At 49.4% G+C, this 13,871-nt stretch carries 12 protein-coding genes and 1 pseudogene; 9 read left to right on the top strand and 4 right to left on the bottom strand.

The window, feature by feature from the left end:
• Positions 1-9: 9 nt before the first annotated feature.
• On the bottom strand, positions 10-1,455 hold the full coding sequence (gene pyk, locus T499_RS0113010; protein WP_033151330.1) for a pyruvate kinase: 1,446 nt from the start codon (positions 1,453-1,455) through the stop codon (positions 10-12).
• A 194-nt stretch (positions 1,456-1,649) separates the two neighbouring features.
• Here pyk and T499_RS0113005 point away from each other — a divergent pair, with 194 nt between their 5' ends.
• From T499_RS0113005 to T499_RS0112985, 5 genes are all read left to right on the top strand, one after another.
• Complete coding sequence (locus T499_RS0113005) at positions 1,650-1,925, top strand: HU family DNA-binding protein (RefSeq protein ID WP_013063334.1); 276 nt, start codon at positions 1,650-1,652, stop codon at positions 1,923-1,925.
• Between the two features lie 256 nt (positions 1,926-2,181).
• Entirely contained in the window at positions 2,182-3,756 is a 1,575-nt protein-coding gene (locus T499_RS0113000) for an Rne/Rng family ribonuclease (RefSeq protein WP_033151329.1), read from the top strand.
• A 23-nt stretch (positions 3,757-3,779) separates the two neighbouring features.
• A complete protein-coding gene (locus tag T499_RS0112995; RefSeq protein ID WP_033151328.1) occupies positions 3,780-4,964 on the top strand; it encodes a glycosyltransferase family 2 protein in 1,185 nt (394 codons plus the stop codon).
• Positions 4,965-5,051: 87 nt separating this feature from the next.
• Positions 5,052-6,305, top strand: a complete 1,254-nt coding sequence (locus tag T499_RS0112990; protein ID WP_052173754.1) for an ATP-binding response regulator — start codon at positions 5,052-5,054, stop codon at positions 6,303-6,305.
• Positions 6,306-6,341: 36 nt separating this feature from the next.
• A complete protein-coding gene (locus T499_RS0112985; RefSeq protein ID WP_084163186.1) occupies positions 6,342-7,418 on the top strand; it encodes an endonuclease/exonuclease/phosphatase family protein in 1,077 nt (358 codons plus the stop codon).
• Positions 7,419-7,455: 37 nt separating this feature from the next.
• Here the strand turns inward: T499_RS0112985 and T499_RS0112980 are convergent.
• Positions 7,456-7,917, bottom strand: a pseudogene (locus T499_RS0112980) (hypothetical protein); the annotation flags it as partial.
• A 126-nt stretch (positions 7,918-8,043) separates the two neighbouring features.
• Between T499_RS0112980 and T499_RS14355 the strand changes: the two are divergent.
• Positions 8,044-8,709 (top strand): GIN domain-containing protein, encoded by a 666-nt coding sequence (locus T499_RS14355; protein WP_198021306.1) that lies wholly within the window; start codon positions 8,044-8,046, stop codon positions 8,707-8,709.
• A 213-nt stretch (positions 8,710-8,922) separates the two neighbouring features.
• Here the strand turns inward: T499_RS14355 and T499_RS0112970 are convergent, their stop codons facing one another.
• Entirely contained in the window at positions 8,923-10,581 is a 1,659-nt protein-coding gene (locus T499_RS0112970; protein ID WP_052173750.1) for an alpha-amylase family glycosyl hydrolase, read from the bottom strand.
• 26 nt (positions 10,582-10,607) lie between these two features.
• On the bottom strand, positions 10,608-11,498 hold the full coding sequence (fabD, locus tag T499_RS0112965) for an ACP S-malonyltransferase (RefSeq protein WP_013064140.1): 891 nt from the start codon (positions 11,496-11,498) through the stop codon (positions 10,608-10,610).
• Between the two features lie 203 nt (positions 11,499-11,701).
• On the opposite strand from fabD, the gene T499_RS0112960 reads away from it, so the two are divergent.
• The 3 genes from T499_RS0112960 to T499_RS0112950 are packed head-to-tail and all read left to right on the top strand — an operon-like array spanning position 11,702 to position 13,863.
• Positions 11,702-12,310 carry a thiamine phosphate synthase gene (locus T499_RS0112960; RefSeq protein ID WP_013063409.1) on the top strand — a complete coding sequence of 203 codons (609 nt, stop codon included), beginning with the start codon at positions 11,702-11,704 and terminating at the stop codon, positions 12,308-12,310.
• A 42-nt stretch (positions 12,311-12,352) separates the two neighbouring features.
• Positions 12,353-13,291, top strand: coding sequence for a ribose-phosphate pyrophosphokinase (locus tag T499_RS0112955; RefSeq protein ID WP_013063227.1), 939 nt, complete (start codon positions 12,353-12,355; stop codon positions 13,289-13,291).
• Positions 13,291-13,863 carry a DUF4369 domain-containing protein gene (locus T499_RS0112950; RefSeq protein WP_013063625.1) on the top strand — a complete coding sequence of 191 codons (573 nt, stop codon included), beginning with the start codon at positions 13,291-13,293 and terminating at the stop codon, positions 13,861-13,863. The genes T499_RS0112955 and T499_RS0112950 overlap by 1 nt, the downstream gene beginning before the upstream one ends.
• Positions 13,864-13,871 lie beyond the last annotated feature (8 nt).

Below are 13,871 nucleotides of genomic sequence, written 5' to 3'. Positions count from 1 at the left end.
AAGTAAAGTCTATTTATTTGAGTGTGGCAGGTGGAACTTATACTGGTTGGTCATCACCTCCTTCACGGTGTTAATCTCCAGGAACTTGGTGCCACCACCCTCGCCTACGTTTCCACTCAGGTAGGCAATCTTATCAGCATCCTGCACATAACCCTTCTGGCGCAGCATGCGTACAGCCGCATGGAACAGCACCTCGTTGTCGATATGCTCCTTCTGATATACAGGGATTACACCATATGAAAGATTCAGCAGACGCTGCAGTTTATCGTTGTAGCAGATAGCCAGCACGGGGTTAGGACCACGGAAGGCAGCCAGGTTGCGAGCGGTGTCGCCCGAGCTGGCGTCGGTGATGATACCCTTCACACCCAGCTTTTCGGTAGCCTCGATAGCCGAGTGAGCCATAAACTCGCGGATGTCGCATGTTGGTGACAGGGGCACCTCGATGTCGTTCTCGCGCATCTTGTCCTTCTCAGCCTGTTCGGCGATAGCGGCCATGGTGCGAACGGCCTCTACAGGATATTTTCCGCTGGCAGTCTCGCCCGACAGCATCAGTGCATCGGTGCGATAGTAGATAGCATTAGCAATATCAGTAACCTCGGCGCGTGTGGGGCGTGGGTTATTAATCATGGTGTGCAGCATCTGTGTAGCAACGATTACAGGCTTCTTAGCGCGTACGCACTTGCGGATAATCTGTCGCTGGATACCAGGAATACGCTCGATGGGCACCTCGATACCCAGGTCGCCACGTGCAATCATGATACCGTACGAAGCCTCGATAATCTCGTCGATATTGTCCACACCCTCCTGGTTCTCGATTTTCGAGATAATCTTGATGTCGCTGTTGTAGGCATCCAGGATAGCCTGCACGGCACGCACGTCGGCAGCCGAGCGCACAAAGCTGTGAGCAATAAAGTCGATATCCTGGTCGATGGCCAGTTTAATATTCTTGCGGTCCTTCTCGGTCAGCGTAGGCAGTGCGATGTGAACGCCGGGCACGTTTACGCTCTTGTGCGAACCCAGCACACCGTCGTTCAGCACCTGAGCGATCACAGCTGGACCGTTGATACCGATCACCTTCATGTCGAGTGCACCGTCGTCGAACAGGATATGGCAACCCTCGTGTACGTCGGCAGCAAAGTCGGCATACGACAGGTTAATGATGTCGTGCGTGGTATCCATTTCGGGGCGACCGAAAATCTTCACCACATCACCTGTTTTATAGGCGATGGGCTCTGGGCATCCGGTGGTACGCACCTCAGGCCCCTTAGTATCGATAAGGATACCAATGTGGTGGCTCACGCTACGCACATTATTAATTATGTTTTTAATACCCTGTTCATCGGCATGCGCCGTGTTCATTCTCACTACATTCATGCCTGCCTCGAAGAGACTGCGGATGAAATCCTGATCACATCTTCTGTCACTAATGCTAGCTACAATTTTTGTCTGCTTCATGTTATTTTTCCTTCATTTTGTGGTGCAAAGATACAAAAAAACGGCCAAAAAGCGGTGATTTTTGTGATTTTTTGAAAAAAAAACGAGAAATATTTTCGTAATCGGCTGAAAATTAGTAACTTTGCAGTCCGAAATCGAAGAATTTCGAGTTTACACATTATTAATATATAAAAGAGAAAGAAACAGATAAAGAAATGACAAAGGCAGAAATCATCAACAGAATTGCTGAAGAGACCGGCCTGGCTAAGAAAGATGTAGCCATCTCAGTAGAGGCATTCATGGAGTGCATCCGCGAGAGTCTCGCTTCTGAGAAGGAGAATGTATATCTGCGTGGCTTCGGTACTTTCGTAGTGAAGCGTCGTGCTCAGAAGACCGCCCGCAACATCTCTAAGAACACCACACTGGTAATCGAGGCTCACGACTTTCCCGCCTTCAAGCCTTCGAAGAGCTTTATTGAAAAAATGAAGTAATTAACATTATAAATTATTAAGTATTATGCCAAACGGAAAGAAAAAGAAGGGCCACAAGATGGCTACTCACAAGCGTAAGAAGCGCCTGCGCAAGAATCGTCATAAGAGCAAGTAAATCTTGATCCTCTGTGACCAATAGTAAAGAAATGAAAGGAGTGTGTCTTGCTAATCTATAATGGATAGCGGCACACCCTTTTTAGTGCTAACGAGACATTCCCTCAAGAATTTTTAAGGAAAACAATTAAGGAGAAAAACAATGACAAGTGAAGTTATCATTGATGTGCAGCCAAAGGACATAAGCATTGCCCTGCTCGAGGATAAGCAGCTGGTAGAGTACCAGCAGGAGCAGCGCACTGCGTCGTTCTCGGTAGGCAACATTTATGTGGCAAAGGTCAAGAAACTGATGCCAGGACTTAACGCTTGTTTCGTTGATGTCGGATCCGAACGTGTTGCATTCCTGCATTATCTTGATCTGGGAACTCAATTTAACTCTTACGAGAAATATCTGAAACAGGTAGTGAGCGACCGTAAGAAGCTCTACCCTATCCAGAAAGCCCACATCCAGCCAGAACTTAAAAAGGATGGCAGCATTGCCAACACCTTGAAGGTTGGTCAGGAAATACTGGTACAAATTGTAAAGGAACCTATTAACACCAAGGGCCCACGCCTCACCTGCGAGTTGAGTTTTGCCGGCCGTTATCTGGTGCTCATTCCTTTCGAGGACGGTGTTTCTGTTTCGACCAAAATCAAGAAGGGCGAAGAACGTAGCCGACTGAAACAGCTTATTCAGAGCATCAAGCCAAAGAATTTCGGCGTTATTGTACGTACAGTAGCCGAGGGAAAGCGCGCAGCTGAACTTGATGCCGAGCTGAAGATACTGTTGAAGCGTTGGGAAGACGTGATTAGCAAAGTACAGAAGACCACAGAGCGACCACAACTCTGCTTCGAGGAGGAAAGCAGGGCCGTAGCACTGTTGCGCGATCTCTTCAATCCCACTTACGACGGCATCCATGTAAACGACAGCGGCATCTACGACGAAATCAAGAACTATCTGGGACTCATCGCACCCGAAAAGAAGGATATCGTTAAGCTCTATAACGGCACGGTACCCATTTTCGACAATTTCGATGTAACCAAGCAACTCAAGTCGGGCTTTGGAAAAACGGTAAACTACAAACATGGTGCTTATCTGATTATCGAACACACAGAGGCCATGCATGTAGTGGATGTGAATAGCGGTACGCGAATCAAGAAAGAGAACAATCAGGAGGCCAACGCCCTCGAAACCAACCTTGGAGCTGCCGACGAGCTGGCCCGCCAGCTCAGGCTCCGTGATATGGGTGGTATCATCATCGTCGACTTTATCGACATGAAGTTACCCGAGGACCGCCAGCTGCTCTACGAGCGCATGTGCAAGAACATGCAGAAGGACAGAGCCAAGCACAATATCCTGCCCCTTTCTAAGTTCGGATTGATGCAGATTACCCGTCAGCGCGTTCGCCCCGCTATGAATGTGAACGTCGAGGAAACCTGCCCCACTTGTTTCGGTAAAGGCACTATCAAGTCGAGCATCCTGTTCACTGATACCCTCGAGAGTAAGATTGACACCCTAGTAAATAAGATAGGTATGCGCAAGTTCTATCTGCACGTTCATCCCTACGTAGCCGCCTACATTAACCAAGGCCTATTCAGCCTCAAGATGAAGTGGCAAATGAAGTACGGACTGGGCGTACGGGTCATCCCCTCGCAGAAGCTGGCGTTCCTTCAGTACGAGTTCTATGATGCCGACAGGCAATATATAGACATGAAGGAAGAAATCGAAACAAAGTAATAAAACTCTTATATCGAAAACCTATGCTCACACTAAAAATCCTATTCTGGGCCATGTTGCTCATAGTATTCTACACCTATTTAGGTTATGGAATTCTATTATACATCATCCTCAGGCTAAAACGGCTTTTTGCGGGCGCTCCCCGCAAGGCCGTCGTGCCTGCCGATGAGCAGCTGCCCACCATCACCCTGCTTATTTGTGCTTATAACGAAGAAGATGTGGTGGCCGAGAAGATGGCCAACACCCTGGCTATCGATTACCCCCGCGAAAAGTTCCGTATTATGTGGGTAACCGATGGCAGCACCGACCGCACCAACGAGCTGCTTAAGGCCTACCCCGAGGTTGATATCGTGTTCAGCCCCGAGCGCCGCGGCAAGTCGGCCGCCCTTAAGCACGGTTTGCAGGAACTCAAGACCCGCTATGTGGCCTTTACCGATGCCAACACCATGATTAATCCAGGCGCCATGAAGGAGATTGCCCGCCTGTTTACCGACCCCACCGTAGGCTGTGTATCGGGCGAGAAACGCGTGGCCGCCCGCAAGGAGGGCCAGATGGCTGCCGAGGGCGAAGGTCTGTACTGGCGCTACGAGAGCACCTTGAAACGTTGGGACAGCGAGCTGTTCTCGGCCATGGGTGCCGCCGGCGAACTCTACGCCATCGATCCCCAGCTGGTACGCGAGGTTCCCGACAATGCCCTGTTAGACGATTTCATGATGTCAATGTTTGTGGTACAGGATGGCAAGCGTATCGCCTACACCCCCGATGCCTACGCTCAGGAGTACGGCTCTGCCAACATTTTTGAAGAGAGCAAACGCAAGCGCCGTATCGCTGCCGGCGGACTTCAAAGCATCTGGTGGTTGCGCAGTTTGCTCAACCCCATCAAGTACCCGCTGGTAAGCTTCCAGTACATCAGTCACCGCGTGCTGCGTTGGAGCGTTACTCCAATCGCAATGGTTATCTTGCTGGGTATCAATGTATTACTTTCTGTAATGCGCGCAGGTTCGTTCTTCGATTTGATGTTAGCAGCACAGATTTTGTTCTATCTAGGCGCCTTTGCCGGCTGGCTTTTGGCCCGTCACGGCGTTAAGAACAAGCTGCTTTACACCGCCTACTATTTTGTTTTTATGAACCTCAATGTTTTTCGCGGAATGGCCTACCTGCGCAGCCATAATCACAGTGGCGCTTGGGAAAAAGCCAAGAGAAGTTGAAAATTTTGCTAATTTTCTTTCATTTTTCTTTTGTGTTTACAAAAAAAGCATTACCTTTGTAGCCAAATAGTGATTTTTACAAACAACATGGAATATAGCGAGAAGGAAGTAATGCTTCAGAAATATGCGGAGGCCAATCGCAAATTATCCCTTGCGCAAGAACAGCTAGCCATCGCAAATCAGAAGCTGAAAGAATATGAGGAGAAGGCCCAAAAAGCAGAAAAAGCGAGCAAGATGAAGTCGCTTTTCCTGGCTAATATGAGCCACGAAATCCGCACCCCCTTGAATGCCATCGAGGGTTTCTCTCGCGTATTGGTCGAGACCGATTCACAGGACGACCGCATGAAGTTCTTCGAAATCATTGAAAGCAACAACAACCGTTTGATGAGCCTGGTAAACGAGATTCTCGACCTCTCACGTGTAGAGGCCGGCGAAATCACGATGAAGAAGTCGAGCACCGACCTCAACCAGCTCTGCGACAGTATCAAGAATCTGTTTAAGTTCCGTTGCCCCGAGACGGTTAAGCTCAGTTGGAAGAAGCCCAATATGGCCGTTACCTTCAACACCGATGCCAACCGTATCACCCAGGTATTCTCAAACCTTATCAGCAACGCCTTGAAACATACTTCGGCCGGCAGCATCACCTATGGTTACCGCATGCTCGACGAAGGTTCAAACATCGAATTCTTTGTGCAAGACACCGGTACGGGTATTGCCCCCGAGGATCTTCAGCATATCTTTAACACCTACGTTTCTCGCGATGCCGAGACCAACAACAATGGCTACGGCCTTGGTTTGGCGCTCTGTAAGATTATTGTCGAGAAGCTGGGCGGTAAGATCTATGTCGAGTCGAAGCTTGGCGAGGGTTCGCTGTTTCATTTTGTGCTGCCCTTCGAGGGTACCATTGGCGGCATAGCACCAGCCCGCAACACCACCACCTCGAACGTTCGCACCATCCGTGTAAGCGGTCGCCCCGACGATAAGAACAAGAAGACCATCCTGGTAGCCGAGGACGAGGACAGCAACTACGAACTGGTAAAAATTGTGCTCCACAAGCGTTACCGCCTTATTCGTGCCCATAACGGTATCGAGGCAGTAACCATGAATGAGGAAGAGCACCCCGACCTGATACTGATGGACATTCGTATGCCCGAGATGAACGGTCTTGATGCCACCCGCATCATTAAGGAGATAGATACCGACACACCCGTTATCGCCCTGAGCGCCTATGCCTTCGAGGAGAATATCCGCGATGCAAAGGATGCTGGCTGCGACGAGTTCATGGCCAAGCCATTCAAGGTTGAGAACCTGATCGAGATAGTTGGCAAATACCTCGACTAATCATAACTACACATATATTTTTTATACTCACACATTATGGGAAAACTTGCTGTACAAAAGTACTTTTCATTCTCCATTCTTATTCTCACCGTACTTGTCATGATATTCACCCTTGTAGGTCTCTACGGTGGTGATGTTCAGCCTGCAGGTAATACAGCCCGCGCCATGCTGGTTTATGCCCTGCCCGTGCTGATAGCAGCCAATGTGGTACTGTTTCTTTACTGGGTTATTATGCGCCGTTTCCATTGGGCTTTCATTCCGCTCATTGCCATCATGTGCTGCATCCCCTACTCAGGCACCATCTATCAGTTTGGTTCGCTCGATGAGCATGCCGACATCAAGCCCGGCATCAAGATTGCTACCTACAACGTGGCTATGTTCGGTCGCGAAACCTCAGGCTTTATTGCCCAGGATATTCTGAGCGAGATGAAGAAACAGAAGGTGGATGTGGCTTGTTTCCAGGAGTATAACGACCAGAGCGGCGACAAGAAGAACAGTGACTCTTACAAGGAGTACTTCCCCTATATGGCCCAGGGCGAGAACGATATGGTTATCTACAGCCGTTACCCCATCGTTAAGTCGAAGAACATGAACTTCGAGATGACCAACAACAGCGCCATGTGGGCCGAGGTAAACTACAAGGGAACCGTGATTCGTGTGTATAATGCCCACTTGGAAACCACCGGTATCAACAGCACCCTGCACAAGGCTGGCAAGCTGATGAATCAGGGTATGGATATCGAGGGTAACGCCCTGATGCGTGCCTTCTACGGCAACTACACCTTAGGTATGATAGCCCGTTCGGGCCAGGCCAACGTGCTGGCGATGGACATGCGCGATTGCGAGCGCCCCATCATTGTATGCGGCGACTTCAACGATGTGCCCTACTCTTACGTTTACAACACCATGCTGGGCGATAAGGTGGATGGCTTCAAGGAGTGCGGCAGCGGCTTTATGTACACCTTCCGTGGTGGTAACAAAAAGGTGCGCATCGACTATATTTTCCACGATAAAACCTTCTTAGGCTTGTCGTATTACAAGCGCGAGTTGAGTTATTCCGACCACAACCCCGTGTTCTCAAAAATTCAGATTCCTCAGGATCAGCAGAAGTAACAACATAAAGAATCCCGCCTTTTTGAGCGGGATTTTTTTATTGTACTATCTTGAATCTTACACGGAACGATCGTTCCTGTTCGTCCCAGTTGGTGCCCAGCAGTTCAAAGCGCCCTATCTGACTGGTGCTTCTTACGTGCTTACCGATGCAGGGGCACACGTCGTAATCGCCTATGCGCACCAGGCGGATGGTCTCCGATGCGTCGTCGGGCAGTCGGTCAAGCGTCACATCATCAGGTATCGTGTCGCGGGTCACAAACTCAAACGTCACAGGCAGGTCCTGTGCTATCAGGTCGTTCATGCGCTCCTCAATCTCGCGCTCCTCGGCGCGCGATGGTTTCTGGGCCAGGTGGAAACTCATCTTACTCTTCTTACGCTCCACATGGGCATTATACGATCGCCCGCAGTCAAACATCCTGATCATCGTCTGGTTCAGCAGATGCTCGGCTGTATGAGCTGGCGGAAACTCCTCCTTGTTGTGCTCGTTCAATACAAAATCGGCCATATCTTTAAAATTTTGGCGCAAAAATACGAATTTTAACTAAAAAAAACAAGTTTCTTGCAACTTTTTCCGCCTTACATGCGTCAAAAGAATAAAATAAAACAATTAAATAAATAAATGAATATGAAAAAGGTATTATTTTTGATGGTATGTGCTTTGGCGCTCACATCGTGTAAGTTAGATTTGGGTATCAACAAGGTAACTCCCAGCGACAACATCGTAACCAAGACCTATAAGGTTGATACTTTCGAGGAAGTAAACATGATTTGCGTGGGCCACGTAGAGATCGTGCAGGACGTGAAAAAGAGCGGCACCATCGAGCTCACTGCTCCCGACAATTATATTGAATACTACAAGTTCGAAAGTGGCAACGACGCACTGAACATTAAGTACACACAGAAAAATCTCAATCTGAACACACAAGAGGTAAAAATCAAGGTTTATACTGCCGACCTTACCAAGGTAACCAATAGTGGTGCCTCTAACATTAAGATGGACAGTCTGGATACCGATAAATTAGAGATTACCAATAGTGGTGTTGGTGAGATTGCAGTCAGCGGTATTGCCGATGATGTTGAGTTGCGCAATAGCGGTGTTGGCAGTATCGAGGCTGGCAACCTAAAGGCACTGAACGTAACAGCCAGCGTATCAGGTGTGGGCAGCATCAAGTGTTATGCTTCCGAAAGCATCGAAGGCCGCGTGTCGGGTGTAGGATCGTTAGAGTACGGCGGTCATCCCAAGAAGAAGGATACCCACCGCTCCGGCGTCGGCAGCATCAGTGAAATCTAATTTTTAGGCACAGATTTTTTAGGCACGAATTTCGCGAATTAACACGAATTTTAATTTTTTACGCGATTTTACACGGAGATTTTTTGGCACGGATTAACACGGCTTTAATAAATTAAAAACACGGCTTTGGTTATTTCAACTTTAGCCGTGTTCTTTTTATTAAATCCGTGTCTTTTTTATAAAAAAGCCGTGTTAATCCGTGCCTAATAAATTTTACGCGCGGAACTTTAGGATAGCAGCTCCATTGCTTGGTACTTCAACCTGAACGGACTCGTCGCGTTTTAGGTGCAGGCGATACTTTGCATCGGTCAGCAAGTCGGTTACCTGCGCGTTTTTCTCGCTCAAGCCCAAGTAATCGAAAGCATGGGCGGGAATATTTACGTTTACGGTGGTAGTCTGATCGGCAAAGTTGGCAATCACCAGGATGGCCTCGGTGCCGTGCTTGCGTATAAACGCATACTGGCGCTGCAGATGGCCGTTGGCATACATCAGGTCGAACATCTCGCCCTGCGTGATAGCCTTCTCCTTTTGTGCCAGCGTCATCACCTTGCAATACATATCGTAGATATACTTTTCGCGGATGGTATATTTGCGGTTAGCCGCACGCACCATGGTGTCCACGCTCCAGTAGTCGAAAATGGTGGTTCGTCCGTCGCAGCCGCTAAAGCCCTCCTTGTCCATACCACGCTCGCCATACTCCTGTCCGAAGTAAATCATCAGCGGGTTCTGCTGCAACAGGGCCGATACCACTAAGCCCGGTATGCCCTTGCGGCCGTCGCCGGCAAAAAAGTCGCTGGCCACGCGCTGCTCGTCGTGATTCTCCAGGAAATACAGCATGTGCTGCTTGATATCATCCGTCTGCTGCCAGGCGCCTGTAATCGCATGGGCACTCTGCTGGTTGCAAATCACGCTGCGCACCGTATCGTACATGCCCACCTTATCGTACAGGTAGTCGAATCCGGCACCCAGGTAGTTGCGATACTCGCCGGGGTTATACACCTCGCCGATAAACACGCACTCGGGATAACGGTACTTCACCTTATCCGTGGCCCAATGCCAGAAGGCAGCAGGCACCATCTCGGCCATGTCGCAACGGAATCCGTCAACGCCCTTAGCCGCCCAGAAGAGCAGTATCTCAGTCATCTTATCCCACGTGTTGGGGATAGGATTAAAGTGGCCCACGCCGCCGGCATAGTAATCCACGCCGTAGTTCAGCTTCACCGTCTCGTACCAGTCGTTCATGCCAGGTGCATTGTGGAAACAGTCGTTACCCGTGGCCTTGGCAGGCTCCTCGTCATACTCCTCGGCCTCGCCGTGATACAAGTCGAAGTAAGGATGGAAACGCTGTCCGGGACAATAATAGAAGTTGTTCTGCGGGTCGAATCCGTTCTGTGGGTTATCCTCCTCGCCCAGATCCTTCACCCCTTTGGGCTTGCAGATAGAGTGATACTGACGTGCCACGTGGTTGGGCACAAAGTCGATAATCACCTTCAGTCCGGCCTTGTGTGTGCGCTCTACCAGCGCCTCAAACTCCTGCATGCGCTGCTCTACGTTCTCGGCCAGATCAGGGTCGATATCATAGTAGTCGGTAATGGCGTAAGGCGAACCAGCCTTACCCTTCACCACCGCAGCGTGCTGACGTGGAATGCCGTACTGGGTGTAATCGGTTTGCGATGCATGTCGGATAACACCTGTGTACCAAATATGGCTCACGCCCATCTCCTTGATAGCTTTCAAGGATTTGGGCGTGAAGTCGTTCAGTTTTCCGCAACCGTTCTCGGCCAATGTTCCGTCCTCATGGCGCGTCACATTCTTATTGCCGTACAAGCGGGTAAACACCTGATAAATAATTATCTTCGAACTATTCATCATTAATGTTTAATGTTTCATGTTTAATCTTACTCAATACCGTGTGCATTGACCTCTTTGTTGATCTTAACGATCATACCCTGCAGGGCCTTACCAGGACCGCACTCTGTAAAGTCGTCGGCACCATCGGCAATCATGTTCTGTACGCTCTGAGTCCAGCGAACCGAGCTTGTGAGCTGAGCAATCAGGTTAGCCTTGATCTCAGCAGGATCGGTATGAGGCTTAGCATCAACGTTCTGGTAAACGGGGCACTTAGGAGTCTTAATCTCAGTAGCCTCGATAGCTGCCTGCAGCTCGTCCTTAGCAGGCTGCATCAGTGGCGAGTGGAAAGCACCACCTACCTTCAGCACCAGTGCACGCTTAGCACCAGCAGCCTTCAAGCGCTCGCAAGCCTCCTCGATAGCCTCAACGTTACCGCTGATAACCAGCTGTCCAGGACAGTTATAGTTAGCGGCTACTACTACACCCTTACCCAGCTTGCTAACCTCGGCGCAAACCTGCTCTACAGTCTCATCGGGCAGAGCAATGATAGCAGCCATCGTTGAAGGCTGAGCCTCGCAAGCCTTCTGCATAGCCATAGCACGAGCATAAACCAGCTTCAAGCCATCCTCAAAACTCAGGGCACCAGCAGCTGTAAGAGCCGAGAACTCACCCAGTGAGTGACCAGCAGCCATCTTAGGATCGAAAGCGTCGCCCATGCAGAGTGCCGAGATAACGCTGTGAAGGAAAACGGCAGGCTGTGTAACCTTAGTCTGCTTCAGCTCCTCGTCGGTACCAGCAAACATAATATCGGTAATACGGTAGCCAAGAATCTCGTTAGCCTTCTCAAAAAGTTCCTTTGCCAGGGGGTTGGTATCGTACAGATCCTTACCCATTCCTACAAACTGTGCTCCCTGTCCGGGAAAAACAAATGCTTTCATCTTTCTTTAATTTTACTATTTTACAATTTTACTATTTCACTATCTAAAACTCCTCCTTTTTTCCTCCTTTTGCTCTTTTCAGGATGCAAAATTACTAAAACTTTCTGAAAAATGCACCCTAATGACTATTTTTTTGCCGAAAGTGGTGATAATATCGAAAAATCTGTGTAATTTTGCACTTAGAAAGAGAACAGATGGCAAAAATGAAGCTTATTGTAATGACGAAACCCACATTCTTCGTCGAAGAGGACAAGATACTTGTGAACCTCTTCGAGGAGGGATTGGATAATCTGCACCTGTACAAACCAGGTGCTTCGCCCATGTATTCTGAGCGCTTACTGACTCTGCTTGGCGACGACTATCACAACCGCATAACCGTTCACGGCCACTTCTACTTAAAAGAGGAGTATCGCCTGCGCGGTATACATATCGACGATGCGTTCACCGAGGCTCCCGTTGGCTATAAGGGCAACATCAGCCGCACGTGCCACGCTATCAGCGAACTCAAGGAAACAAAGAAAAAGTCGAACTATGTTTTCCTACACTCTATTTTCGACAGTCAGACCAATGCCGACGAGAAGCAGTCGTTTACGATGGACGAGTTACGCGCAGCCTCCAAGCAGGGCCTGATAGACAAGAAGGTTTACGCCTTAGGAGGAATGAATCTCGACCGCGTGAAGGAGATTAAGGATTTAGGCTTTGGTGGCATGGTGATATGCGGCGACCTATGGAACCGCTTCAACATCCACAACGAGATTGACTACAAGGCCTTACTTAACCACTTCGAAAAACTGCGAAAAACGATTGATTAGCATGCTAAAGTACTAATATAAAAATATAAATAGGTATTAACAATGAGTGATAAGAGCTCCTTTTTGGTATTCTCAGGAACAGCCACGAGATACCTGGCAGAAAGAATCTGTCAAAGTCTTGGTTGCCCGTTAGGTAAGTTACAAATCACCAAATTCTCTGATGGAGAGTTTGCTGTTTCGTACGAGGAAAGTATCCGCGGTCGCGACATCTTCCTGGTTCAAAGCACCTTCCCCAGTTCCGACAATTTGATGGAGTTGCTGCTGATGATTGATGCAGCCAAGCGCGCTTCGGCCCGTACCATCAATGCCGTTATCCCCTACTTCGGATGGGCCCGCCAGGACCGTAAGGATAAGCCCCGTGTAAGCATCGGTGCCAAGCTGGTGGCCGATCTGCTCAGTGCTGCTGGTGTTAACCGTGTGATCACTATGGACCTGCACGCCGACCAGATTCAGGGTTTCTTCGATGTTCCTGTCGATCATCTGTATGCATCAAACGTTATTCTGCCCTACCTGCAGTCGCTTAAACTCGACGAGCTGGTAATCGCTTCGCCCGATGTTGGTGGTTCAAAGCGTGCCAGCACCTACGCCAAGTACCTGGGCTGCCCACTGGTATTGTGTAACAAGACCCGTGCCCGCGCCAACGTGGTAGCATCTATGCAGATTATTGGTGATGTAGCAGGTAAGAATGTAGTGATTATCGACGATATGGTTGATACTGCCGGTACCATTACCAAGGCAGCCGACCTGATGAAGGAGAACGGTGCACTCACTGTTCGCGCTTGCGCCAGCCACTGTGTGATGAGTGGTCCTGCCAGCGATCGTGTACAGGCTTCGGCCCTCGAGGAGATTGTATTCACCGACTCTATTCCTTACACCCAGCGTTGTGCTAAGATTAAGCAGCTCAGTGTAGCCGAGATGTTTGCCGAGGCCATCCAGCGTGTAATCGACAACAAGAGCATCAGCGATTTGTACATTGTATAATGACAAATAAAAGTTTTATCGGACTGGCAGTTGCAAGCTTCATGCTTTGCGCCTGCCAGTCTGATGTTTATCAGATAAAAGGTTGTGCCACCCAGCTGAAGGATGGCGACACCGTAACCCTGGCATTCGAAGACCCGCCACAAAAGGTTCTTGGCCAGGCCATCGTTAGCGGTGGCACCTTTAAGTTTGCCGGCACCACCGATACCACGCTGTTCTGCCGTGCCTATCTCAACCGCCAGCAGCTCACCAGCTGCAGCTTCTTCCTCGAACCTGGCGAAATCACCATCGAGCTCAACCAGCACCCCCGCCCATCGCGTGTGTCGGGTACCCAACTCAACAATCAGTGGCAGGCCCTTAACGATACCGTGCAGAAGCTTGGCACCCAGCTTATCCGCCTGGCACAGCTTTCAACCCGTACCAACGCCGCCCATCGCCAGCAGTTGCAGCAGCAGGTAGACAGTTTGCACCGCCGCATCAGCGATTGCATCACCCAAACCGGCCAGCGTAACCGGCAAAACGTATTAGGACGATACATCATCCAGAATTATAAAAAACCCGAGTTCAGAGATTGAACCCGGGT

It is taken from the genome of Prevotella sp. RM4 (genome assembly GCF_000701965.1).
Taxonomy (GTDB): Bacteria; Bacteroidota; Bacteroidia; order Bacteroidales; family Bacteroidaceae; genus Prevotella; species Prevotella ruminicola.
Note: the sequence above shows the minus strand (reverse complement) of the source record. Positions and strands in the feature narration are given on the sequence as shown.

Excerpts from the sequence above, each read along its gene's own strand:
- pyk (WP_033151330.1), bottom strand. The coding sequence starts at position 1,455 with ATGAAGCAGACAAAAATTGTAGCTAGCATTAGTGACAGAAGATGTGAT.
- T499_RS0113005 (WP_013063334.1), top strand. The coding sequence starts at position 1,650 with ATGACAAAGGCAGAAATCATCAACAGAATTGCTGAAGAGACCGGCCTG.
- T499_RS0113000 (WP_033151329.1), top strand. The coding sequence starts at position 2,182 with ATGACAAGTGAAGTTATCATTGATGTGCAGCCAAAGGACATAAGCATT.
- T499_RS0112995 (WP_033151328.1), top strand. The coding sequence starts at position 3,780 with ATGCTCACACTAAAAATCCTATTCTGGGCCATGTTGCTCATAGTATTC.
- T499_RS0112990 (WP_052173754.1), top strand. The coding sequence starts at position 5,052 with ATGGAATATAGCGAGAAGGAAGTAATGCTTCAGAAATATGCGGAGGCC.
- T499_RS0112985 (WP_084163186.1), top strand. The coding sequence starts at position 6,342 with ATGGGAAAACTTGCTGTACAAAAGTACTTTTCATTCTCCATTCTTATT.
- T499_RS14355 (WP_198021306.1), top strand. The coding sequence starts at position 8,044 with ATGAAAAAGGTATTATTTTTGATGGTATGTGCTTTGGCGCTCACATCG.
- T499_RS0112970 (WP_052173750.1), bottom strand. The coding sequence starts at position 10,581 with ATGATGAATAGTTCGAAGATAATTATTTATCAGGTGTTTACCCGCTTG.
- fabD (WP_013064140.1), bottom strand. The coding sequence starts at position 11,498 with ATGAAAGCATTTGTTTTTCCCGGACAGGGAGCACAGTTTGTAGGAATG.
- T499_RS0112960 (WP_013063409.1), top strand. The coding sequence starts at position 11,702 with ATGAAGCTTATTGTAATGACGAAACCCACATTCTTCGTCGAAGAGGAC.
- T499_RS0112955 (WP_013063227.1), top strand. The coding sequence starts at position 12,353 with ATGAGTGATAAGAGCTCCTTTTTGGTATTCTCAGGAACAGCCACGAGA.
- T499_RS0112950 (WP_013063625.1), top strand. The coding sequence starts at position 13,291 with ATGACAAATAAAAGTTTTATCGGACTGGCAGTTGCAAGCTTCATGCTT.